Consider the following 22,724-nt stretch of genomic DNA (forward strand, 5'->3'; position numbering starts at 1 on the left):
ATATCTCGCCCAACGAGATGATCGGTGAGCGAGAGGAATGTACCGTGAGCCTGCCCGTTTTCGACCTGGCCTACGACGAACTCCGCGCCCGCTGGCCCCGGTCCACACAGGAGCGTGATGTCGTCACGCCGTTCGGGCGCACCCGCGTCCACGTCTACGGTCCGGCGGACGGCGTCCCTCTCGTGATGCTGCCCGGCGGCTCGGCCACCGGGCTGGTCTGGTTCGCCAACGCACCGGCTCTGGGCGAGCGGTACCGGATCCATGCAGTCGATCTGCTGGGCGACGCGGGCCGCACCGAGAGGCGGGGCGCACCGCTGAGGAGCGCCGACGATCTGACGGCCTGGCTGGACGCGCTGCTGGACGGCCTCGGGCTCGACCGTACGCACCTGTGCGGTCACTCCTACGGCGCCTGGCTGGCTGTCAGGTACGCGCTGTGCGCGCCGCAGCGGATCGACCGCCTCGCGCTCGTCGACCCCACTCAGGTGTTCGCCGGGTTCCACCCCCGCTACCTGCTGCGCGCCCTGCCCATGCTGATCCGCCCGAGCGAGGCTCGTGCCCGCGCCTTCCTGGCCTGGGAGACCGCAGGTGTGCACCCGGACGAGACCTGGCAGCGCCTCTACGCGCTGGCCGGCACGGTTCCCGGCCGCAAGATCGTCGCCGGGGGCCGCCCCCGGACCGGCGGCCTCCGCATGCCGGTCCTGGTCCTGCTCGCGGAGCACAGCCGCGCCCATCACGCCGTCAAGGTCGCCGAGCGGGCCCGCCGGACACTTCCGCACGCCGAGGTGGCGCTGCTCCCCGGAACGACCCATCACTCCCTGCCGCTCACCGATCCGGAGCAGCTGAACGACCGACTGAGGGACTTCCTGCGCTGACGGGATACGGACGGGCACACCGGCCCTGCGCGATGTCCGCGGTATGGGCAGCGATGCCCGCACCTCGTTGCCGCGAACGGCCCGTCGGCGTCCGGTCCGTCCGGCCTGGCCCCTGCGGGACCCGGCCGGCCCCTCTGCCGGTCCCCTCGCACCGGCCGCGCCGAGGCGGGGGGACGCAGCGGACGCGCACCACCATGGCGTACGGGAGGGTGCCCGGGCCACACTGGCCTCACACCGAAGGCCGGACCAGGTGCGCCCCATGCCCGTCACCGGGCGAGGGCGACGGTCCCTGTCCGACGATGGGGGAAGACATGCCACGGAGCGGTGACCTCGCGCGGCGCAGGGCCACGTTGGAGAACGAGTGGTCTCGCGTGATCCCTCACCTGGGCACCCCTGGCCCGCTTCCCCGCACCGGGCGCGTCCTCAGCGACGAGGTGACCGAGTCGTGGGCCCGTTCCCTGGCGAGCGTGGACCCGGCCCGCGCCAGCGCCCCCGAGGCGGGGGACGGGACGCTGGAGCACCGGTGGAACGGATCACCGCTGCGCGGCCCGGTCGATGCGCTCTCCGAGGAGCTCCGCAGCGTCGCGGACGACGCCGGGTTCGTCACCGCGGTCACCGACGCGTCCGGCACGATCCTGTGGACGTGCGGCGGCCGGACCATGCGGCGGCGGGCGGAGCGGGTCAACTTCGCCCCCGGCGGGCGCTGGGACGAACAGGCGATGGGCACCAACGCCCTGTCGCTGGCCCTGCACACCGGCCGCCCGCACACGGTCTTCTCCGCCGAGCACCTGGTGACGGCCCTGCACGGCTGGGTCTGCTACTGCGCCCCCGTCCACGGCCCCGACGGACGCGTCCTGGGGGTCCTGGACCTGTCCACGACCTGGGACCGCTCGCATCCCCTCGCCATGGCCACCGTGCGGGGACTGGTGTCCGCCGTCGAGGCCGGCCTCCGCTCCGAGGCGTCCGGCGCCCCGCCCACGGGGAACGCCGCGCCGCTGCACCTGACGTGTCTCGGCAGCGGGAGCGCCGTCCGTGCGGGTGCCCGGCTGAGGCTGCGTCCCCGGCAGGTGGAGATCCTCACCCTGCTGGCGCTGGAACCCGAGGGGTACACACCGGAGCGGCTGCGTGAATCCCTGTACGGCGACCGCCCCGTCACCGCTTCCACCTTCAAGGCCGAGCTCTCCCACCTGCGAAGGGCCCTGGGCGGGGCGGTCGCGACCCGCCGGTACGCGCTCACCGCACCGGTCTCCTGCGACGCCGTCGACGTCCTGCACGCGTTGCGGGGCGGCGACGTCGCGACCGCGCTGCGCCTGTACCGCGGCCCGCTGCTCCCCCGCTCCCAGGCACCGGGCATCGAGGAATGGCGCACCTGCCTGGAAGTGGCGGTGCGCGAGGCCGTTCTGACGAGCGACCGCCCCGAACACGCCCTGCACTACGGCGAACGGGCACCGTACGACGCGGAGGTGCACCAGCACGCGCTGCGCCTCCTGGCCCCGGGGGACGCGCGCCGGGCCGTCGCGGCGGGCCGGCTGGCCTGCGCGCTTCAGGAGCCGGGGCCGTAGGGCTGTAGAGCTGTAGAGCTGCAGGGACCGTGCCCCCGGTGGGCGCGGAACCGCCCGGACCGTACGGCGGCCGGCCTCCAGGGCGCGCCTCGGCCGTCAGCCGGGCCGCGGGGCCGGGGCGTCCCGGGCGGACCGCGCCAACCTCGCACCAACCTTCCGGAGTCATGGTGGGGCGCGCACTGCGACGGCGGGGCCGTCGTGGCATCGCACCCACCATCCATGTCACCGAGGAGAGCCGCCATGGTGTACGCGCAGCCCGGTACGGACGGCAGCATCGTCGCCTTCGCCGACCGGTACGACAACTTCATCGGCGGCGACTGGGTCGCCCCGGCCGAGGGCCGGTACTTCGACAATCCGTCCCCGGTCGACGGCAAGGTCTTCTGCACGGTCGCCCGCTCCTCCGCGGCCGACGTCGAGCTCGCCCTGGACGCGGCGCACGCGGCGGCCGACCGATGGGGCCGTACGTCGGCCACGGAACGCGCCAACATCCTCAACAAGATCGCGGACCGGATCGAGGAGAACCTCGAGAAGATCGCGGTGGCCGAGACCTGGGAGAACGGCAAACCGGTCCGGGAGACGCTGGCCGCCGACATCCCCCTGGCGATCGACCACTTCCGCTACTTCGCCGGGGTGGTGCGGGCGCAGGAGGGCAGTGTCGCCGAGATCGACGCGGACACGGTCGCGTACCACTTCCACGAACCGCTGGGCGTGGTCGGTCAGATCATCCCGTGGAACTTCCCGATCCTGATGGCCACCTGGAAGCTCGCCCCGGCCCTCGCGGCGGGCAACTGCGTGGTCATCAAGCCGGCCGAGCAGACACCGGTCAGCCTGCTGCTCGTCATCGAACTGATCGCGGATCTGCTGCCGCCCGGTGTGGTCAACGTCGTCAACGGCTTCGGCGTCGAGGCCGGCAAGCCCCTCGCGTCCAGTCCCCGTGTCGCCAAGGTGGCGTTCACCGGGGAGACCACGACCGGCCGCCTGATCATGCAGTACGCGAGCGAGAACATCATCCCCGTCACGCTCGAACTCGGCGGCAAGAGCCCCAACATCTTCCTGCCCGACGTGATGGCCGCCGACGACGACTTCCTGGACAAGGCCGTCGAGGGCTTCGTGATGTTCGCCCTGAACTCGGGAGAGGTGTGCACCTCCCCCTCGCGGGCCCTGGTCCACGCCTCGATCTACGACGAGTTCATGGCCCGCTGCGTCGAACGGACCCGGGCGATCGTCAGCGGCGACCCGCTGGACCCGGCGACCATGATCGGCGCGCAGGCGAGCAACGAGCAGTACGAGAAGATCCTGTCCTACGTCGACATCGGCCGGGCGGAGGGCGCGCAGCTCCTCACCGGTGGCGGCCCCCTCACCGTGGCGGGTCTGGAGGACGGCTTCTACATCGAGCCGACCGTCTTCCGCGGCACCAACGACATGCGGATCTTCCAGGAGGAGATCTTCGGTCCCGTCCTGTCCGTCACCACCTTCGACTCGGTCTCCGAAGCCCTGAAGATCGCCAACGACACCCTGTACGGGCTCGGCGCGGGCGTCTGGTCCCGCGACGGCAACACCGCCTACCGGCTCGGCCGTGAGATCAAAGCAGGCCGGGTGTGGACCAACTGCTACCACGCCTACCCCGCCCACGCGGCGTTCGGCGGCTACAAGAACTCCGGCATCGGCCGTGAGAACCACAAGATGATGCTCGATCACTACCAGCAGACGAAGAACCTGCTCGTGTCGTACTCGTCGAAGAAGCTGGGCTTCTTCTAGGGCACCGAGGGAGGCGCCTGGCCTGTTCCGTCTGCGGTCAGGCGCCTTCCTTTCCGTTCGGCCGGCGCCGAGGCGGGTTGGGCAGGTCCCCCGGTACGTGCCACGGCTGCCCCAGTGCTGACCCGCTCTTCCGGACCGGTCGCGGACCGGAATCCCTGCTCTCCCGCAGGCTCCCCGCTCCGACTGAAGCGATCCCGCTCCCGCATCGATTCGACGAGACGGTTCGCTTGCTCCTGTACGCCGTCCAGGAACCCCGCGCAGCAGCGGAATTACTTCACGCCTGACGGCACCGATCACACCCGCCACGCAGGGCAGCATGATCCGCCGTTAACTCACCTGGCGGGACAAGCACACCGCCGATATGCGCTTGCGCGCCCTCGTCACCCGGGTCGACGCCGCCTGATACCTGACGAAGGCGACGGCGGGCGACAACCTGCCCGTTTCCGCGACCGTCACCGGCCGGTCGACCCGCTGCCCGACCTAGCGTTTCACTTCGTCCGGTCTGCCGCTTGCCCGTGGGCGAATGAAGGGAGCCCGCCCATCACACCCCTGTTCAGCCGGGCATGGTTTCTGATCACACGGTCGGGGGGAGCTGTCCGCGCACCCAATCCGGATCGGGGTTGGTGTGGGGCCGGCCCGACACGACGACGGTCGGAACGGTCTCGTCGCCGTCGTTAGCTGCCCTCACCGCTGCAGCTCCTGCTGTGTCACGCCAGATGTTGACCCAGTGCAACTGACGGGCCCTGCGGCCAAGCCGGAAGCGCAGACGCATGCAGTACGTGCATCCCGGACGCCAGTAGACGACCGGCCGACCGTCCAACGCGCTACGGCGTTGCGCCTCCCGCGTGTCAATCGACTTCGGGAAGATCAGGGGCGAGTTCACACCGGCGAGCACCAAGAACGCCAGCAGGAGCGCTACGGCTGCGCCTTGGTTCCCCGCGGAGATCTGCCCCGTCGCGACGGCTATGCCACAGAGCACAAACAGCATCGGCAGGGCCCAGGCGCGCATCATGGTCACGCAGACTATCGGAGCGGCATCCACCGTGAGACGCGCTGCATCGCACAGCGTAGGGGTATTCGGCTCCTGAACGCCTTCGGCGTTCCGGCAACGCGGCGGGGCACCGTAGCTGCCGTGGCGCGACAGATTCTCGGCATTTTCCATGCCCGTCACGACGGCATGACACAGCGCTTCAGTGACGGGAGAACCCGAACGTGTCGGCACCGAATGGCCGGTGAGAGGCGTTCCAGCGAGTGGCCTCGTCCGCCCTGGAACTCCCCCAGGGGCCTGCTGCCCCGCATTCCCGGCAGGGGGTTGTCGGCCGGACCGCGGAAAACACGCTGGCGCAGGCCCGCTGCGGATACTGGGACCTGCTCGCTCGCCGCTCGACGGGAAACCGGTTCTCCCACCCCGACCCGAGCCACATGGAGCTTCGGCCAGGTGAATCCGCCGTCGGCAGATCGGCACCGCTCCGCTCTCGCCCATGACACCCGCCCACAGGCGGGCCACGGTGGTCCAGACCAGAACATTGACGCGTCCCTGACCGGTCGATACGCTCCAGGAAGTCGCCCTGAGAGCGCTCTCAGAGTCACTTTCGAGTGCTCTCGCACCGGCTACCTCCACAGCACGGCCCTCCGGATGAGGAGTAGAGCTTGTCTGCCAACCTTCCTTCCGCCCCACGCACGCACCGGGCCCGGCGCGCCCGTCTCAGGCCCGCCGCCCTGATCGCCGCGCTCGCGCTGGCCGGCGGAACCCTCGTGGTCACCCAGGTCACCGCAGCCACCGAGGCGGCCGCCGTCCCCACGACCATCCCGCTCACCCTGACCAACAACTCCGGGCGCGGCGAGCAGGTTCACGTCTACGTGATCGGCACCGAGCTCGCGTCCGGGCGCCAGGGCTGGGCCGACGCGAGCGGCGCCTTCCATCCGTGGCCGGCCGGCGGCAACCCGCCGACGCCCGCTCCCGACGCGTCCATCGCGGGCCCGGCCAACGGGCAGTCGAAGACGATCCGCATGCCGAAGTTCTCCGGCCGGGTCTACTTCTCCTACGGACAGAAGCTCGTCTTCAAGCTCACCACCGGCGGCCTGGTGCAGCCCGCGGTGCAGAACCCGAGCGATCCGAACGCGAACATCCTCTTCAACTGGACCGAGTACACGCTCAACGACGCCGGCCTGTGGATCAACAGCACGCAGGTCGACATGTTCTCCGCGCCGTACGCGGTCGGAGTGAAGCGTCCGAACGGCACCACTCTCTCCACCGGCCACCTCAAGCCCGGCGGCTACAAGGCGTTCTTCGACTCCCTGCGCAGCCAGTCCGGCGGCTGGGGCGGGCTCATCAAGACCCGCTCCGACGGCACGATCCTGCGGGCACTCGCTCCCGGTCACGGCATCGAGGCCGGAGCTCTCCCGGCCTCCGTCATGAACGACTACATCAACCGGGTATGGACCAAGTACGCCTCGCAGACCCTGACCGTCCAGCCGTTCAAGGACCAGCCGAACACGAAGTACTTCGGCCGGGTTCAGGGCAACACCATGAACTTCACGAACAGTTCAGGGGCGGTCGTCACCAGCTTCCAGAAGCCTGACTCCGACAGCGTCTTCGGCTGCTACAAGCTTCTGGACGCGCCCAACGACCTGGTCCGCGGGCCCATCTCCCGGACCCTGTGTGCCGGCTACAACCGGTCGACGCTGCTGAGCAACCCCAACCAGCCCGACGCGAACAACGCGAACTTCTACAAGGACGCGGTCACGAACCACTACTCCGCCAAGATCCACGCGCAGATGGCCGACGGCAAGGCCTACGGCTTCGCCTTCGACGACGTGGGCGCGCACGAGTCGCTGGTGCACGACGGCGACCCGCAGCAGGCGTACATCACGCTGGACCCGTTCAACTAGAACACGCACTGCCTGAGGTGGGGCCGGGTCCGGGACGAACACCGTCTCGGGTCCGGCCCCGCCCGGTTCCCGGCGGGAGGAGCGCCGACCGGCCGCAGGCGGGCTCGCCGGTCATCAGGGGCAACGCGCTGGCCGGCGCAGGCGCATGACGGGAACCTCTGCGGCGACGACGGCCACGGCACAGTGGATGGGTCCGCCGCCCACACCACCCGCACCCTGTGCCCCGTGCCGTCGGAATGCGGCCGGACGGCCGCGCCGTCACCCGCCGAAGGGAGCGACGGCCTCGGACCGTTCGGCGTCAGCGAGGCAGCAGCTCGACGAGCAGGCCGCGGACGTGCCGCTGGATCTGGTCGCGGATGGGCCTGACGAACTCGATCCCGTGACCTGCGGGGTCCTCGAGCGCCCAGTCGAGGTACTTCCTGCCGGGAAAGACGGGGCAGGTGTCTCCGCAGCCCATGGTGATCACCACGTCGGACGCCTGCACGGCCTCGACGGTCAGCATCTTCGGCGTCTCGGCGGAGAGGTCGATGCCGAGTTCCGCCATCGCGGCCACCGCGACCGGGTTCAGGGAGGCCGCGGGGGCGGATCCGGCGGAGCGTACCTCGACCCGGCCCTGGGAGAGGTGGGTCAGGAAGGCGGCGGCCATCTGCGAGCGACCGGCGTTGTGGACGCACACGAACAGCACGGACGGCTTGGTCTCAGACACGGGCGGAGCTTTCCGGGACGGCGGCCGGGTCGGTCGCGAGTGGTGGCTGGGGGAAGAAGCGGCGGGCGGCCAGGGCGACATGGACGAGTCCGATCAGGACCGGCACCTCGATGAGCGGGCCGACGACTCCCGCGAGGGCCTGGCCGGACGTCGCGCCGAAGGTGGCGATGGCGACCGCGATGGCGAGTTCGAAGTTGTTGCCGGCGGCGGTGAACGCCAGCGTCGTGGCCTTCGGGTGGCCCAGGCCGACGGCTCGACCGACGGCCATGGAACCGATCCACATGACGGCGAAGTACACCAGCAGGGGCAGCGCGATCCGGGCGACGTCGAGGGGCTTGGAGGTGATGGCGTCGCCCTGGAGCGCGAAGAGCACGACGATGGTGAACAGCAGCCCGTACAGGGCGAACGGCCCGATCCGGGGAATCAGCTTCGTCTCGTACCAGGTACGCCCCCGGGCCTTCTCACCGAGGCGTCGGGTGAGGAACCCGGCCAGCAGCGGGATGCCGAGGAAGATCAGGACGGAGCGGGCGATCTCCCACACGGACACGTCGAGCACGGTCTGCTCCAGTCCGAGCCAGCCGGGCAGGACGGACAGGTAGAACCAGCCCAGTGCGGCGAAGGCGAGCACCTGGAAGAGCGAGTTCAGGGCCACCAGCACGGCGGCGGCCTCACGGTCACCGCAGGCGAGGTCGTTCCAGATGATGACCATGGCGATGCAGCGGGCGAGCCCGACGATGATCAGGCCGGTGCGGTACTCGGGAAGGTCCGGCAGGAAGGTCCAGGCGAGCGCGAACATCAGGGCGGGGCCGACGATCCAGTTCAGGAGCAGGGACACCACGAGCAGCCGGCGGTCACGGGTGACGGTGTCGAGGCGGTCGTAGCGGACCTTGGCCAGCACGGGATACATCATCACGAGCAGGCCGAGGGCGATCGGCAGGGAGACGCCGGTGACGGTCACCGTGGCCAGCGCGTCGCCCAGGCCGGGCACGAGACGGCCCAGGCCGAGGCCGGCCGCCATCGCGAGCAGGATCCACGCGGCGAGGAACCGGTCGAGGAACGACAGGCGCCCCGCGACCGGCACGGACTGCGCAGTCACCCCGCTCGGGGCCGTCACGACGTACCGCCGACGGGGGTGGCGACGGGCAGCGGCTGACCGGCGGGGCGTGTGAGGATCGCGGCGAGCCGGTCGGTCATCTCGGGAAGCAGGCGGTAGTACACCCAGGTCCCGCGCCGCTCGGAGTCGATGAGGCCGGCCTGCCTCAGCAGTTTCAGGTGGTGGGAGATCGTCGGCTGCGACAGGTCGAACGCCGGGGTGAGGTCGCAGACGCAGACCTCCCCGCCCGCCCGGGAAGCGATCATCGACAGCAGCCGCAGGCGCACCGGGTCGCCCAGGGCCTTGAAGACCTTCGCCACCTCGACGGCCTGCACCTCGTCCAGCGGGGCCGTCAGCAGTGCCGGACAGCACCCGTCGGAGTCGTTCCGGCCGCGCGCCGCACTCTCTTGTTTCGACATTCTTCTATGTTGACATTTTTCAATTCAAGACGCAAGGTTATATCGATGAACATCGATTCAAATAGATCGAGGAGCACCGCCATGCCCCGCGTCCAACTCGCACTCAAGGTCGCCGACCTCGAAGCCTCGGTGGCCTTCTACTCCGGGCTGTTCGGCGTCGAACCGGCCAAACGACGCCCCGGCTACGCCAACTTCGCAGTCGCGGAACCTCCGTTGAAGCTCGTCCTGATCGAGGGCGAGCCCGGTCAGGGCACCCGCCTGGACCACCTCGGCATCGAGGTCGAGTCCACCGGGTCGGTCACCGCGGCCACCGACCGTCTCAAGGCGGCCGGGCTCGCCACGTTCGAGGAGAACGACACCTCCTGCTGCTACGCCCTCCAGGACAAGGTCTGGGTCCACGGCCCCGGAAACGAGCCCTGGGAGGTCTATGTCGTCAAGGGCGACGCCGACCACATGGGTCAGAGCCCGGCACTCGACCGCGGCGACGCCTGCTGCACCGGCCGACCGGCGGGCGACGCCGCGCCGGCGACCACGGGCTGCACGTGCGGAGGCTGAGACTCCGCCCAGGCGGTACCGGCCGGCGGCCCTGATCTGGTCCGCCGGTCCGCTCCCCCGGTGAAGCTGCTGACCGTACGCGTCCACCGCGGTCGGCCGTGGTACACCTCCACCACCGGCCGGCAGCCACCGACGTGCCGCCCGAGGTGGTCGAGCCACGGGGCGGCCTCTTCCCGCTCCACCGGGCCTCGGACACAACCGGTGCGACCGCCTGCCGACAGGCCGGTGGAGCCGCGAGAGCGCCGTGCAGGCCGGCACGGGCGTCGTCCTGTTCCTCACGCGCCGCCTGGCGCTGCCTGAGCCGCCGCCCGCAGCTGCGGCCGCCGGGCGAGGAAGAGCTTCGCGCCCTCGACGAGCCCGCGTTGTACGGCCTTCGGGTTCTGCTCCAGCCAGGCCAGGGCCTTGTCGGGACCGGAGTCGGACATCATGCCGTACTGCAGGAGATAGGCGGAGAGGCGGTCCAGGATCTGGCTCTGCGCCGCACCGAACCTGTGCAGCGCGAGCAGCGGGTCCCTCCGCGCCGCCTCGAAGGAGGCGATCTGCTGGAACTCCTGCACCAGCGTCTGCTGTTCCGGCGAGATGGAGGACGATCCGAGCCCCGACACCAGCGTGCTGAACGGCTTCTCCTTCTCCTCGTAGTGGTCGCCGAGCGCCAGCTTCGCCGCTGCGGCCGCCTCCACACCGAACGCCCGGAGCTCCGCCGAGATCATCCCGGTCTTCCGCTTCGTGTCGTCGTCCCCCGGGTAGTCCGCCTCGCGGTCGGTCGGGAACCGCTTCTGCGTGAAGTCCACGGCGTGCTGCAGCTCATGGGCGAGCGTGGTGGCGAAGGCGCGCAGCTCCTTGGCGCTCGCGGTGTCCGACGGAGGGTCGATCTTGAGGACCCCCTCGCCCGCCTCCACCAGGAACGCCGCCCGGCCGCGGGGCGGCTTCTCCTCCCGGAAGTGCACCTGCCGTCCGGCGGCCTCCACCTGCTCCGCCAGCGACGCGAACGGCGCCTCGATCCCCCGCGCCCGCCCACCGGGATCCGCCGCCTCCAGCAGGGACATGAACCCGCCGTCCTTGACGTACTTCCGCGACCACGAACCGTACGACAGCTGCCGCTGCACCGACGGCGCAGCGGAGCCGGCCACCGGCCGCGCGGCGGGCTCGGCCGGCACCGGGGTCTGCGGCGCGGTCTGCGGCACCGGGCCGCTCATCACCCGCGACGCGTTCTCCTCCGCCGCCCGCTCGAACCGGTCCGACGGGTCGCTCAGCGCCACCCCGCCCCCGTGATCGGTGCCCGCCACCGGCCCCTGGCGCTGCTGCATGACGTGGGTCAGCTCGTGGGCCAGGGTGTGCCGGTCCGCTCCGCCCTCACCGACCACGATGCGGCTGCCGGACGTGTAGGCACGGGCGCCGATGCCGGAGGCGGAGCGCCGCGCCACTGCGTCGGTGTGCAGCCGTACGTCGGAGAAGTCGGCACCCAGCCGGGACTCCATCTCGGCGCGCAGCGGCGCCGCCATCGGCTGCCCCGGACCCCGCAGGGCCTCATGAACGGCGGAGCGCTGCACCGGCGGCTCCTGGTGGCCGCACTGGGCTCCGTCCGTGTGTCTCGCCGCATCCACGAGGCGGGCCGCCGCCGCGTTGCCGATGGTGCGCTGGAGCGCGAGCATCTGCGCCGCCGGACCGGACGCGATCCGCGGCACCGCGGGGACGATCGCTCGCGGGCGAACGCCGGGGGCTGCTCGGTCGGAGTTCTTCGCGGGATCCTGCGCGCGCATGGGCGGCCTTCCGGGGAGACGTGGCGGCGTTCCCGCTCTGCTTACCAGCTCCGCACCCCACCCGGTAGAAGCCCAGGGGTCGACCTCCGGCCCGAACGCGCACCAGCCCCCCGACAGCCGGCCGGGCCTCCCGTCTCGCGCACGCGCGAGGCGATCCCCGACGCGATCGGTGTGGGCCTCGCCGTGCTCGTCCAGACATGGCGAGGTCCCGGCAGCCCATGGGCGACCGCGGCTCCCATGACTCAGCCCTGCGGCACATCCGGCCCGACCGACGCCAGCAACCCGGTCGATGACGAGCGGGTCGCAGTCGACTGGGCCGTATCCGGGGAATTGAGTGGACGAAGCTACCTGCCAGAGACCAACCCCGCATGCGCGGGGAGCACAGCAGGCGCAGATAGACGAGCTGACTGCACAGGGGACCATCCCCGCACGCGCGGGGAGCACGCCGCCGGCACGGTCCTCGGTGGCGGCGGGTGGGGACCATCCCCGCACGCGCGGGGAGCACGACAGGGCCCGGCTGACGGTCTTCGCGGACACGGGACCATCCCCGCACGCGCGGGGAGCACGTCCGTCCGCAGCCGGGACACGACGGAGTCGAGGGACCATCCCCGCACGCGCGGGGAGCACCTTCTCGACAGTGGTCACGGCCGTTTACCTTTCGGGACCATCCCCGCACGCGCGGGGAGCACCTCTTCGTGACCTGCAGCTTTACCAAGCCCGTCCGCTGTTTTGGAGTAGTTTCACCGAAACGGTCACACCACCCAAAAGCCCTATAACCCCCATCATCTCCGTCCGAAGCGGCGACGCTTCGCCGCGTTGCTCCAGCCCTTCTTGGGGCTCTGTCCGGTGGTGGGACTGCCTGCGTTCGGACGGCGGATCAGGGTCAGGCCTTCGTGGTCGGCCGGATGCCAGGCGTGGTCGTGCGTGCGGAACGTGAAGCCCTGCTCGTTGTCGGTGGTGTGGGCGAGCAGGGCACGGCCCTGGTCGGCGTACTCCTGGACCTCCGCCCACAGCAGGTCACGGATGCGGGCGGACGGGTTGCCGATGAAGACTCCGGCGGAGATCTCGAGCAGCCAGCGCGTCAGGAAGCCGCGCAGGCCTGCGGGACAGTTGGTGAGGACGATGACGGTCACCAGGTCGTCTCCAGGACGTCGAAGTCCTCTCCCCCGCCGTAGTTGCGGCCTGCCGCCACTGCACGCCCACCGTCGGTCTGCAGCGTGACGACGTCCGGGGCATCGCTGGTGGCGGCGTTCGCCGGCAGATCCTCCCCCAGCAGGAGCTTCTTGACGTCGTTCACGCAACGGTCCAGCAGAGAGGTTTCGTTGATGCGGTCCCGGAGGGCACGGCGGGTGCGTGAGCCGGTGTCCTCGTCGTCCTCGGCGGCGACATCGAAGGCGAGGGGGATGCCGATCTCGGTCTTGTACAGGTCGGCGACGTCCAGGACGAAGGACAGTTCGTGGCCGGAGTGCACGAAGCCCAGAGCCGGACTGCAGCCCAGGGAGGCGACGACCGCGTGGGCGATGCCGTACATGCACTGGGCGGCGGCGGTGATGGCCTGGTTGACGGCGTCTCCGCTGCTGAAGTCGCCCGGGGTGTACCGGCGGCCCCGCCAGGGCACTCCCGTCCGGGCGGCCTGCGCGCGGTAGCAGTCCTTGACGCGGCGTCCTTCGCGGCCGAGGAGTTCGTGGCGGGTCAGGCCCGAGGGATCCTCGTCGGGAAAGCGCATGCGGTACATCGCACGGGCGACGCCGAGCCGGCTGCGGACGTTCGCCCAGTGCACGGCCTGAGCCTCGGCGAGAGCGGCGGATCGGGTGAGTGCCCGTCCGCCGGCGTAGTAGCGCACTCCCTGCTCGCCGACCCAGCACACGGCGGCGCCGGTCTCGCCGAGGACGTTCATCGCCTGGTGCGTGATCCGGGTGCCCGGGCCGAGGAGCAGGGTACCGATGGTCGCCGAGGGGATGTGCGTGGTGCCCTCCGCGTCCTCGGCCGTGATCGCGTTGGCGTCTCGGTGCACGAGGCAGCGTTCGAGGTAGACGAAGGAGAGCCGCTCACCCGTGCGCGTGAGTTGACGCGGGGTGAGGGCCGCGCGTCGGGAGACCGTCGTCATCCCGTCACCCCGCTGTCCCGAGAGGTGCGAGGGTGAGCAGGCCGCAGCCGTACGCCTTCGCCTTGCCGATTCCCTGCCGAAGCGCCCGGCGCATCAGCTCGGGATCCGTGATTTCGAGTCGGCCGTCGAAGGTGACGGTGACCAGGCTGACCGCTCCCTTGCGTACCCCAGGCTGGGCAGGGTCGCGGGACTTGTCGAAGGCGAGGGCACGCTTGTCGTGAACCGTGAGCGCGTAGCGGTCGCCGTGGTGGGGCTGTCCTTCGTGGGTCGTGCCGCTGGGAAGCAGACGCATCTCGGCGGGCTTCTCGAGGACATGGAAACCGCACTGCTCCTGCCGTTTCAGCAGCCACCCCATTTGGTGCACGGGGGTGACGTGTGCGGTGCGCTTGGTGGGTTCGTCGGCCTTGCGACGGATGTGGTGGACGGGATTGGCCGTCAGTCTGAACGCCCATCGCTCGCCTGCCGTCAGTCGGTCGAGGAACGGACCGTAGGCGCGGCTCTCCCAGCCCGGTGCCGCGTGGGTGGCGGCGGCCGGCCATCCTGCCTGCTCGACGAGATGCGTCAGGTCCGGCCGGTCGGGGCTGACCACATGGAGCACGACCTCGGCGCGGGTGGTGTGGTCCAGACGCCACAGGACACGCGGTCCGTCCGGAGGAGGCGCGTCACTGGGCAGCAGCGAAGGGAAGGAGGACATGACGGCCGCGTGCAGGACCTGGGGCGACGACAGCAGCCTGCGAGCGCCGGGGCGTGCGGTGTTCACGCGGAAGCGGGTGAGGAACATCAGACGTCCCCTTCCTGAAGGGCGTCGAACGGTTCATGCCGGGGCAGGCTCCCGCCGGACGGGCGGCCGACGCGCACAATGTCGCCGACGACGGTGCGCAGGGCGTGCCGGCGGTGTGCGGCGGCGTAGCTGACCGGCTGGTCGCGGAGGGTGTCGGCGAGCTCTCCCTCGTCGTCGCAGGCCTCGCGCAGCACGGTCAGTTCCACATCCGTCCCGTCGGGGTGCTGTCTGCGGTACCAGGCGGACGCCTGCCAGGGCACCTCGCCCAGTACGTCCATCAACGAGGCGGCCCCCTCGTGGAGGCACAGGTCGACGGGCTGGGCCGGCGGGCACGAACGTCGGCCGAGGAACGGCGGATACACCGGGTTGCGCAGCGCGGCATGGAGGCGGGAGAGGAGGGCGGTGTCGCCCTCGACGGCGGCGACGAACACGGCGTCGGCCAGATAGAAGCGCTCCGACAGGGGCATGGACTTGCCGCTGGCGCTGTGATGCGCGGTCTGGAAGTCGCGTACCCGGCTGCCGGGCTGATCGATCCGGACTCCGAACCGGAGCGCTGCCAGCGGCTGGAGGCTCGCGTCGTCCCCTCGCTCGATGCCCGCGGCCGCGGCGAGCAGGCCGATGACCGCGCTCTTGGTGGGAGCGGACTCGGTGGTGCGACGGGTGAAGCGCGCGGTGGCCCCCCACGACTGCAGGGGACCCGCGAGCCTCAGGCTGAGCACGCTCATGCGGGCTTCTCCAGGCGCTCCGCGACGGCCTGGCCGACGGCGGCGACGAGCTCGCCGATGTTCTGGGCCTCGGTGCCGATCCCGGCGAGCTTCGCGGTGTTCGGGCCCACTCGCAGGACCCAGGTGAGGGTGGAGCTCTCGTCCCCGTAGGCCCGCTCGATGTCGGGGACGTACTCCGCGAGACGTTCGGACGCCTCGCGGACGTAACCGCCCTGGTCGCCCCGGACCGGCTCCTCGAAGGCGGCGACGAAACTGACCGGACGGGTGGTGCGGAGCTTCACGATCACGGCGTCAGGCATCGTGTGGTGCCCGAACGTGTTGATCTTCCCGGTGGGCAGCGACGCGGTGAACCCGTGGACGAACGCTTCCACCGCGCGCCGCACCGGGGTGGTGGCGGGCTCGTCCTCGCGCAGCCCCTCGCCGAGGTTCGCGGCGAGCTGGTGCACGCCGAGGGCGGCGTAGCGGTACAGCGTCGAGGAGTTGAAGTCGACCGTGCCGATCATGCCGGCGCCGGTCTCCTCGTCCGTGTTCTCGTCGTCGACGGCGGTGTAGTAGTCCGATTCGTTCTCCACGCGGTGGACGCTGATGGCGTGGGCGACCTGGACGGCGGCGTCGACGTTGAAGTCGGCGGCATCGGCCACCATCCGTCCGAAGAGCGCGATGTCGACGGAGTGGTGGGTGTCGGCGATCTCCTTGGCCTTGGCCTTGGTCTCCTTGTCCTTCAGGTGGGCGGCGATGTCGGAGGCGCCCTCCACTGCCAGCCGGGCGAGGCCGTCCAGCTGGCGAGTGCTGAGGAAGACGAGGTACTTGGCCTCCGGCGCGGGCTCCGGCTCCCCTTCCTTGACCGCGGTCGCCTTGCGCTTGGGCACCTCCGTCTTGAGGCCGGTGGCCCGTACGGTCTCGTCAGCGATGAGCAGTGCGGTCTCACTCGTGATCGAGGGATCAAGCGCGGTGATCCGCGTGGCGACGGCCTCCACGATCTTCTTCGTCCGGACCCCGAGTTCGCTCGCCTCCAGCAGGTGCTCGCCGGAGAAGTAGGTGCGGGCCGCCCGCTTCCAGGCCTGGCTGGAGACCCGGGCACGCGGCACTCCCCCGTACACGGCGGTCTTCGGTGCGCCGGTGTCGTCACGGTTGAGGTTGCTGGGCGGGACGGTCTGGAGAGCGTGTACGTCGAGGAAGATGCGGTTCACAAGGCGTCCTTGTCGATGTCCGTGGTGTCGATGTCCGTGGTGTCGGAGTCCGTGGTGTCGATGTCCGTGGTCCCGGTGATCGCGCCGCCGGCCGGAGCAGAGCGGCCGGACTCCGGTGTTTCGGCGTCCTGGTCGTGCCATGCGTGGAAGGAACTCCCCCACTCACGGCGTACGGCGTCGGCGCCGCCAGGCCGCTGCCAGGTGTAGAGCTGCCCGGCGAGCAGGGCGTAGTCGAGGGGGATGTCCGCGCGGCGCAGCAGAACGACGATGTCGCGCAGCCGCTGGGCCAGGCTGGTCAGGTCGGGAGCGGTGCCCGCGCGGACCAGGCGCTTGCGCAGGGGTTCGTCGATCTCGCCGGGCGTCATCATGCGGCGTACGGCGGTGCCGAGCCCTCGGCGGTGGTCCTTTCGGTCGGTCTGGTGCATGCCGGTCGGGCGGGACTGCTGGTGCAGCGCCCACAGGGTGAGGGACACGTGCAGTGCGTCCTCGGCGCGCACGAGCTCGTTCTCGCGCAGTGGTCTGGCGTCGTCCGGCGGCGCGTGGAGGGGACCGGTGTCGATGAGGTTCCACAGGTCCGGGAGCTGTCCCGCTCCTCGTCCCGCGCCGCGGCGCAGCCGTGCCAGTGCCGCCACGTCCGGGGGCTGGTCGGCGAGATAGCCGCGTTGCAGGGGAGTCAGGATCTGGGCCGCGCGCCGGGCGACTTGTCCGCGTGCGGTGAGGAGTCTGGTGTCGGTGGTCATGTCAGTGCCTTCGCCGTGGTCTCGGAGTCCGTCCGCGCATCGGGGGCCGGGTCGGTGCCGGACGGGTCGGGGCTCCCCAGGCCTCTGTTCAGGGCGATGCGGAACCACTTGTGGGCCAGCGCCGAGTTGAGCCACTCGGTGCCCTTCTTCGTCTCGACGATCCGCCCCTGCCACGCACCGTCTCCCGCCGCGGCGACGAGCCGGTCGCCCAGCCCTGCGGCGATCCTGTGGACCTGCCGCTGCCACGCCAGGCGCTTTTCGTACGGATCGCCGGTTCCGGCCAGGCCTCGGAGCCATGCGCGGTAGGGGGCCTCGATCAGCCCGTACGCGTGGTCGCGGGCAGTGGCCCGGGGTCCCTCGGTCTCGGTGCCGGCCGCGCGGGCCAGGTTGGTGGCCAGGTCGCCGAGGGCGTGTACCGCACGGTCCGCGTCCTCGACGGCGGCCATCGCCTGCTCGGCGTAGCGGCGGTCCTGCTGGTGGAGGAGGACGACGGCCATGGCCACGGAGTCGTCGACGATCTCGTCGATCACGGACTGCTGGGTGCCGTATTTCGGCCCGATGACGCGTGCCCGCACCAGGAAGCCCGGCTCGAGCCTGCCCTCCGAGACAAGACGGGCCACCCATTCCAGGACTGCGGGACGCAGCGTGGCGGGAGGTTCCGGTCCTTGCAGGGCGGGGAGGGTGTCGGCGATGAGGGAGGCGATCCCCCGCCATGCTGCTCGTTCGGGGTCGTGGTCGCGCGGCAGGTAGACGGGGCTCTCCCGCAGCTTCTTCTCCTGGGCCGGACTGCGCCGCCAGGCCGTCATCGGCTCGCGGTCGTGCTTGTTGCGGGGGCTGAGCGGGTCGCCGTACCCGAGGACGACGCCGTGGACGCCGTGCTCGTCGTGGTGCAGCCGCAGGCGTCGTGTCTGCCAGGTGTACAGGTCGCGCACCCCGGTGGCCGCCCGCTCGGCTCCACCCGGCCCGCAGGGATCGCGTCGCCAGGCCGGGGCGTCCTGCTCGTCGATCCGCACGCCGTGGGTGTCGGCCGCCACGAGATTCAGCAGCAACGTCTCGCGCAGCGTGGGGCGTTCGACGAAGACCCCGCCGAGGTTGCCGGCCCAGCCGACGCCGAGCGGGTAGACCTTTCCGCCCTTGACGCGCTGGTCGCCCTCCACGCCTGTCTTGATTCCGGAGGTGTCGTACGCGTGCGCGTGGACGACCCAGCGGGCAGCCTCGGCGAAGGTCAGGCGATCGACGTCCGGCATCCTGGCGCTGAAGAACGGCTCCCCGTTGGGGACGTCCGCCACGATCCGGTTGAGGGAGAACACCTCGTCCTTCGTCGTCCGCAGGCCCGCCGTCTGGAAGAACGGCGCTGTGGTGTCCAACAGGTCGAACCGGTGGGCGTGTGCATCGAGATAGGGCTCCACCGGGGCGAAACATTCTTCCTCGGACCACAGGTCGCACCAGTCGTCGATCTCGGCGGGCCCGCCGAGTGCGTCGTGGGCGACGGCGAGAAGCAGACGCACCAGGGCGAACTCCTGAGTGGGCAGGTCCCCGACGATCCGCCGCAGCCCGGAAGCCTGGGCGAACACCTCCCGCAGGGAGAGCTCGTCCTGCTCGCCGTTGCTCCTGAGCACGGGGATCCAGGGTTGTGTGGTCAGGTCGAACAGGGGGCCGCCACGGCGATCGCTCTGTTTGCTGTCAGGCACGGGTCACCTCGAGGCCGTCGCTCGTGCTGTAACGGAGGGTGAAGCCCGCCAGCTGGGCCCGGCCGTCCTCGTCGAGGGCGAGTACCAGCTGACCGGCCAGCCAATGACTGTCCTTCACCTGCCAGGCCGGCAGATGCAGTTCCTCCAGTTCGGCGATCGCCCGGTCCATCGTCTCGGCGTAGCTGAACTGCATCGGCAGCCGCAGCCCGCACGACGCGGCGGTACGCGCGGCCAGAGGCGTGGGGACCTGATCGGTGGGCAGGGGCAGGCCGGCCAGGGGGCGGTCCTGTCGGTCCGGGAGGAGCCACGGGACCGTAGCGAGGGTGCCGTCCGGCTTCCTCTGCACGACGACGACCTCCAGCCCTTCCCTGCTGTCACGCACCTGGGCCCTGCCCCGACCGGTGTCGTCCGCGTCGCCGACTCCTGCGGTGACCCAGCCGAAGAGCGGCCGGCCGGGTCGGGCCACCGCACCCAGACGGAACGTCGCCGCCCGCTCGGACTGATCCGCCCGGAACTCGTCGTGGGTGGCACGTGCCGCGTCCACGGCCTCTGCCCAGTCCGTCGGAACAGGGGATCCCTCGGCGTAGGCGTGCTGCACCAGCGGACTGATGTCGGCCGGCAGCCGTACGGGGCGCCGCGGACCGGCATCGAGATACGGGAGCAGCGCGGCAGCGGACCGCAGCAAGGTGTACGCCCCGTACACGGCGACGGAGCCGCGTACCGGCTCGGGGACTCCGGTTGTCCAGTCGACGCCGCTGACCAGGCAACGCGCTGTGCGGAGCCGTTCGGGACGCTCCGTCTGCTTCTCCCCGCCGCGCAGATGCCGGTGCAGCCGGCCCATGCGTTGGAGCAGCAGGTCGGCCGGGCACAGGTCCGTGACCAGCAGATCGAAGTCGACGTCGAGCGACTGCTCGGCGACCTGACTCGCGACCACCACATGCAGCGCCGGTCGCCCTTCGGCCGTCTCCGGTGGGCCGAACCGCCGGAGCAGCGAGGCGTCCTTCGCCGCGCGGTCGACGTCGATGAAGCAGGAGTGCGCGACGGTCACGTGGGCGTCGCCGAACCGCTCCCTCAGCACCTTTGCCGCCTCCAGGACGCGACGCACGGTGTTGCGCACGACGAGAACGCAGCCACCGTCCGCGAGCTCGTCCTCCAGCCGGTCGGCGAGGAGCCCCGGATCGTCATCGATGCGCTCGACCTCGACGTCCACCCCGCGACCTGAGACCGGTGGACGTCGCAGTTCGGGAGCGCCGCCCGGCGAGACAGCGGTGAGCAGCGGGTGATCGTCGGACCTGGCGACGGCGTCGAAGTCGCGGGTGTCGCCCTTCCGTCTCCCCGCGTACGCCTCGACCAGCTCGCGCCGCCTGGTGGCCGGGAGGGTGGCGGAGAGCACCACGACCGGGACGCGGTAGGCGCCGAGCCAGGAGAGCACCCGGTCGAGGTAGGAGCTCATGTAGGTGTCGTAGGCGTGTGCCTCGTCGATGACGACCACCTTGCCGGCGATCGCGAGATGGCGGAGGGCCAGGTGGCGGCTCTTCAGGCCGGCGAAGAGAAGTTGGTCGATCGTCCCTGCCACGAACGATGCCAGCATGGCCTTCTTCCGGCCGCGCAGCCAGGCGTGGGCGACCAGCTCGGCGGAGGCCGTCCGCCGAGGGCTGGAGGGCCGCAACTCCTGTTCCTTCGCTCCGTCGAGGTCGAGGGCCTTGACGGGGCCCCGCTCCATCAGATCGGTGAAGTCGTCGTTCAGCGCTGACTTGGAGTGCGCCAGCAGGACCGAACGCCGCGCCCCGTCCGGTGCGGGAAGCCGTTCGAGCCAGTGCAGGAGGCGGGGGAACATGGCGTTGCCCGTGGCCATCGTCGGCAGGGCGAAGAACACACCGCCTGCGCCCGACCGTGCGGCGAGGACTTCGGCAGCACCGAGTGCGGCCTCTGTCTTCCCCTCCCCCATCGGTGCCTCGATCACCAGCAGTCCCGGTTCCTCCATCTCCCGGGCAAGCTCCACGGCCGCCTCCTGAACGGGGCGCACGTCCGCCCCGGGAGGAAGCGTGAAGCGGGAGGCGAACAGCGCCTGCACATCCGCAGGAGGCTCTTCGGCCCGCCATGCTCCCGGCAGGTTCAGCCCCTGCCAGGCAGCCGCGATCCGATCCTCGCCGCTCCGGGAAGCGTCCTGCGGGAAGTAGGGGAACAGGTCCGGATTGCTGGCGATCCAGTCGGAGACGATGACGATCGCAGTGAGAACCACTTGGACGGGCTGCGGCAGCTTCACCGACCGCCACGAGCTGAGTCTGTCCTGTACGCCGAACTCGGCCGCGCACGCCTCCAGTAGTTCCTCCTGCACGCGCCGCCACAGCCCCTCGCTCCTGCCGGGGGTGCGCAGCAGTTGGGGGTGCCTGTCGAGCGCGGTGATCTGACCGTGTTCGGGGGGCACCCCGTGGTGGCCACCCACTGCAACCGTGAACTGACCGGTCTGCGGGACAGCCCAGCCGTGCCGACTCTCCAGCCACTCCCCGAGCAGCACCTGCCCGGCCAGGCCGTGCGGCGCCAGCTTCCGGTCGGCCCCCATCGCCCGCTGGGACCTCATGTCCAAGCCATCGGCCCGCATGACTTCCGCGAGCGATTCGACCTGGCAGGCGAAGGCAGGGGTGGCCTTGCCGATGTCGTGCGCGCCGGCCAGCCACACGGCAAGACGACGTGCATCGTCCGCACCGTCCGGCAGTTCGGCGGCGATCAGCCGTCGGACCGAAAGCGGCAGCCACGCGTCCCACAACTGCCCGGCGACCGCAGCACTGTCCTCCATGTGCCGCCACAGCGGCAACCACCCGTCTGAGTCCCGATCATGCTTGGCCCACACCTTGAGCACAGCACCGCGCAGCCTTGCGCGCATGCCGGTGTGAGCGCCCCCCTCGACTGTCATGCCAGATGAATATCCGGAGCGAGCGAGGGTCCGCAGCAAAATGAAGAAACAGCGGAGAATGTGTGGTTAACGTGCTCAATCCCGCCTTGAACGCGGCCGTACGCCGGTAGGATCGTCCAGTTGAGCACTGGTGACAGCTCGAAGAGAGGGAGCCCCGAATGCACCGTATGTCGGTTTCTTCGAAAGTGCTCAGAACTGAGTCACTGCGGCGGTAAACCTGCAGGTCGCGCAGTCTGCTCCCCGCGCGTGCGGGGATGGTCCGAAGGCCACGGTGGTCTCCGGTTCGCGGAAAATCTGCTCCCCGCGCGTGCGGGGATGGTCCCTGGTCGCGCGACTTCCGTCCGGCGTGCGACGGCTGCTCCCCGCGCGTGCGGGGATGGTCCCGTCGTCCCGGACTACCCGGTGAACATACGGGTCTGCTCCCCGCGCGTGCGGGGATGGTCCCAGGGCGCCGGGCGCCTCCCGCGGCTCAGGAGTCTGCTCCCCGCGCGTGCGGGGATGGTCCCCGGTAGTCTGGCTGTGCCGACAACACACCGGACTGCTCCCCGCGCGTGCGGGGATGGTCCCCACCAGAACCGTGAACATCCGGGGCGCGCGAACTGCTCCCCGCGCGTGCGGGGATGGTCCCTCCTCGGTGCGGAATCCGAACCGACTGCCCGCCTGCTCCCCGCGCGTGCGGGGATGGTCCCCCGTCCCACAGGATGGGTGTCGTGGTGGGGAGCTGCTCCCCGCGCGTGCGGGGATGGTCCCGTCGCCCCCGCGTGCCAGTGGATCAGCACCACCTGCTCCCCGCGCGTGCGGGGATGGTCCCAGGATGCGGGCCTACCACCTGGTGGGGCGCCACTGCTCCCCGCGCGTGCGGGGATGGTCCCTTCGCTGCGCGGGCCCCGAGGCTGCTGCTGATCTGCTCCCCGCGCGTGCGGGGATGGTCCCGCGTGGAAGATGCTCGTACCGGAGGT

At 70.8% G+C, this 22,724-nt stretch carries 18 protein-coding genes and 2 CRISPR repeat arrays (1 of these 20 cut by a window edge); of the genes, 5 read left to right on the forward strand and 13 right to left on the reverse strand.

The annotated features are described in order from the left end of the window. Positions 1-44 precede the first annotated feature (44 nt). The 3 genes from ABZ172_RS03420 to adh all read left to right on the forward strand — a co-directional run bounded on the left by ABZ172_RS03420 (position 45) and on the right by adh (position 4,192). The gene (locus ABZ172_RS03420) at positions 45-872 is read left to right on the forward strand and encodes an alpha/beta hydrolase (protein WP_356879686.1); all 828 of its coding nucleotides are present in this window, start codon (positions 45-47) and stop codon (positions 870-872) included. Positions 873-1,183: 311 nt separating this feature from the next. Continuing rightward, positions 1,184-2,434, forward strand: coding sequence for a GAF domain-containing protein (locus ABZ172_RS03425; protein WP_356879688.1), 1,251 nt, complete (start codon positions 1,184-1,186; stop codon positions 2,432-2,434). Between the two features lie 240 nt (positions 2,435-2,674). Beyond that, on the forward strand, positions 2,675-4,192 hold the full coding sequence (gene adh, locus ABZ172_RS03430) for an aldehyde dehydrogenase (protein ID WP_356879690.1): 1,518 nt from the start codon (positions 2,675-2,677) through the stop codon (positions 4,190-4,192). Between the two features lie 574 nt (positions 4,193-4,766). Here the strand turns inward: adh and ABZ172_RS03435 are convergent. Next, complete coding sequence (locus ABZ172_RS03435; RefSeq protein WP_356879823.1) at positions 4,767-5,204, reverse strand: glutaredoxin domain-containing protein; 438 nt, start codon at positions 5,202-5,204, stop codon at positions 4,767-4,769. Positions 5,205-5,842: 638 nt separating this feature from the next. Here ABZ172_RS03435 and ABZ172_RS03440 point away from each other — a divergent pair. Beyond that, positions 5,843-7,084 (forward strand): glycoside hydrolase family 64 protein, encoded by a 1,242-nt coding sequence (locus tag ABZ172_RS03440; RefSeq protein ID WP_356879692.1) that lies wholly within the window; start codon positions 5,843-5,845, stop codon positions 7,082-7,084. 298 nt (positions 7,085-7,382) lie between these two features. Here ABZ172_RS03440 and ABZ172_RS03445 read toward each other — a convergent pair whose 3' ends face one another. The 3 genes from ABZ172_RS03445 to ABZ172_RS03455 are packed head-to-tail and all read right to left on the reverse strand — an operon-like array spanning position 7,383 to position 9,302. After that, complete coding sequence (locus ABZ172_RS03445) at positions 7,383-7,790, reverse strand: arsenate reductase ArsC (RefSeq protein WP_356879694.1); 408 nt, start codon at positions 7,788-7,790, stop codon at positions 7,383-7,385. Further along, positions 7,783-8,904, reverse strand: coding sequence for an ACR3 family arsenite efflux transporter (gene arsB, locus ABZ172_RS03450; protein WP_356879696.1), 1,122 nt, complete (start codon positions 8,902-8,904; stop codon positions 7,783-7,785). Before arsB ends, ABZ172_RS03445 begins: the two co-directional genes overlap by 8 nt. After that, the gene (locus ABZ172_RS03455; RefSeq protein WP_356879698.1) at positions 8,901-9,302 is read right to left on the reverse strand and encodes a metalloregulator ArsR/SmtB family transcription factor; all 402 of its coding nucleotides are present in this window, start codon (positions 9,300-9,302) and stop codon (positions 8,901-8,903) included. The genes arsB and ABZ172_RS03455 overlap by 4 nt, the downstream gene beginning before the upstream one ends. 81 nt (positions 9,303-9,383) lie before the next feature. Here ABZ172_RS03455 and ABZ172_RS03460 point away from each other — a divergent pair, with 81 nt between their 5' ends. Beyond that, complete coding sequence (locus ABZ172_RS03460) at positions 9,384-9,857, forward strand: ArsI/CadI family heavy metal resistance metalloenzyme (RefSeq protein WP_356879700.1); 474 nt, start codon at positions 9,384-9,386, stop codon at positions 9,855-9,857. A 275-nt stretch (positions 9,858-10,132) separates the two neighbouring features. Here ABZ172_RS03460 and ABZ172_RS03465 read toward each other — a convergent pair whose 3' ends face one another. The 9 genes from ABZ172_RS03465 to cas3 all read right to left on the reverse strand — a co-directional run bounded on the left by ABZ172_RS03465 (position 10,133) and on the right by cas3 (position 21,648). Continuing rightward, entirely contained in the window at positions 10,133-11,617 is a 1,485-nt protein-coding gene (locus ABZ172_RS03465) for a DUF4157 domain-containing protein (RefSeq protein WP_356879702.1), read from the reverse strand. 354 nt (positions 11,618-11,971) lie between these two features. Further along, a CRISPR array of direct repeats spans positions 11,972-12,306; the repeat unit is 29 nt; unit sequence GGGACCATCCCCGCACGCGCGGGGAGCAC. Between the two features lie 93 nt (positions 12,307-12,399). Beyond that, positions 12,400-12,750, reverse strand: a complete 351-nt coding sequence (gene cas2e / locus ABZ172_RS03470) for a type I-E CRISPR-associated endoribonuclease Cas2e (protein WP_356879704.1) — start codon at positions 12,748-12,750, stop codon at positions 12,400-12,402. Continuing rightward, on the reverse strand, positions 12,747-13,724 hold the full coding sequence (gene cas1e / locus ABZ172_RS03475) for a type I-E CRISPR-associated endonuclease Cas1e (RefSeq protein WP_356879706.1): 978 nt from the start codon (positions 13,722-13,724) through the stop codon (positions 12,747-12,749). Before cas1e ends, cas2e begins: the two co-directional genes overlap by 4 nt. Before the next feature lie 4 nt (positions 13,725-13,728). Further along, positions 13,729-14,505, reverse strand: coding sequence for a type I-E CRISPR-associated protein Cas6/Cse3/CasE (cas6e, locus tag ABZ172_RS03480; RefSeq protein ID WP_356879708.1), 777 nt, complete (start codon positions 14,503-14,505; stop codon positions 13,729-13,731). Then, complete coding sequence (gene cas5e, locus ABZ172_RS03485; RefSeq protein WP_356879710.1) at positions 14,505-15,230, reverse strand: type I-E CRISPR-associated protein Cas5/CasD; 726 nt, start codon at positions 15,228-15,230, stop codon at positions 14,505-14,507. Before cas5e ends, cas6e begins: the two co-directional genes overlap by 1 nt. Further along, positions 15,227-16,420: a type I-E CRISPR-associated protein Cas7/Cse4/CasC gene (gene cas7e, locus ABZ172_RS03490; RefSeq protein ID WP_356879712.1), complete on the reverse strand. Its 1,194-nt coding sequence runs from the start codon at positions 16,418-16,420 to the stop codon at positions 15,227-15,229. Before cas7e ends, cas5e begins: the two co-directional genes overlap by 4 nt. Beyond that, positions 16,417-17,160 carry a type I-E CRISPR-associated protein Cse2/CasB gene (casB, locus tag ABZ172_RS03495; protein ID WP_356879714.1) on the reverse strand — a complete coding sequence of 248 codons (744 nt, stop codon included), beginning with the start codon at positions 17,158-17,160 and terminating at the stop codon, positions 16,417-16,419. Before casB ends, cas7e begins: the two co-directional genes overlap by 4 nt. Further along, the gene (casA, locus tag ABZ172_RS03500; protein ID WP_356879717.1) at positions 17,157-18,851 is read right to left on the reverse strand and encodes a type I-E CRISPR-associated protein Cse1/CasA; all 1,695 of its coding nucleotides are present in this window, start codon (positions 18,849-18,851) and stop codon (positions 17,157-17,159) included. The genes casB and casA overlap by 4 nt, the downstream gene beginning before the upstream one ends. Continuing rightward, positions 18,844-21,648, reverse strand: coding sequence for a CRISPR-associated helicase Cas3' (gene cas3, locus ABZ172_RS03505; RefSeq protein WP_356879719.1), 2,805 nt, complete (start codon positions 21,646-21,648; stop codon positions 18,844-18,846). The genes casA and cas3 overlap by 8 nt, the downstream gene beginning before the upstream one ends. 350 nt (positions 21,649-21,998) lie before the next feature. Further along, positions 21,999-22,724: direct repeats of the CRISPR family, unit length 29 nt; unit sequence CTGCTCCCCGCGCGTGCGGGGATGGTCCC (it continues 828 nt past the right edge of the window).

Source organism: Streptomyces sp. NPDC006296 (assembly GCF_040613235.1).
In the GTDB taxonomy this organism is placed as follows: domain Bacteria; phylum Actinomycetota; class Actinomycetes; order Streptomycetales; family Streptomycetaceae; genus Streptomyces.

Excerpts from the sequence above, each read along its gene's own strand:
- cas3 (WP_356879719.1), bottom strand. The coding sequence starts at position 21,648 with ATGGAGGACAGTGCTGCGGTCGCCGGGCAGTTGTGGGACGCGTGGCTG.
- casB (WP_356879714.1), bottom strand. The coding sequence starts at position 17,160 with ATGACCACCGACACCAGACTCCTCACCGCACGCGGACAAGTCGCCCGG.
- adh (WP_356879690.1), top strand. The coding sequence starts at position 2,675 with ATGGTGTACGCGCAGCCCGGTACGGACGGCAGCATCGTCGCCTTCGCC.
- cas6e (WP_356879708.1), bottom strand. The coding sequence starts at position 14,505 with ATGTTCCTCACCCGCTTCCGCGTGAACACCGCACGCCCCGGCGCTCGC.
- cas1e (WP_356879706.1), bottom strand. The coding sequence starts at position 13,724 with ATGACGACGGTCTCCCGACGCGCGGCCCTCACCCCGCGTCAACTCACG.
- ABZ172_RS03435 (WP_356879823.1), bottom strand. The coding sequence starts at position 5,204 with ATGATGCGCGCCTGGGCCCTGCCGATGCTGTTTGTGCTCTGTGGCATA.
- ABZ172_RS03455 (WP_356879698.1), bottom strand. The coding sequence starts at position 9,302 with ATGTCGAAACAAGAGAGTGCGGCGCGCGGCCGGAACGACTCCGACGGG.
- ABZ172_RS03465 (WP_356879702.1), bottom strand. The coding sequence starts at position 11,617 with ATGCGCGCGCAGGATCCCGCGAAGAACTCCGACCGAGCAGCCCCCGGC.
- ABZ172_RS03425 (WP_356879688.1), top strand. The coding sequence starts at position 1,184 with ATGCCACGGAGCGGTGACCTCGCGCGGCGCAGGGCCACGTTGGAGAAC.
- ABZ172_RS03460 (WP_356879700.1), top strand. The coding sequence starts at position 9,384 with ATGCCCCGCGTCCAACTCGCACTCAAGGTCGCCGACCTCGAAGCCTCG.
- cas5e (WP_356879710.1), bottom strand. The coding sequence starts at position 15,230 with ATGAGCGTGCTCAGCCTGAGGCTCGCGGGTCCCCTGCAGTCGTGGGGG.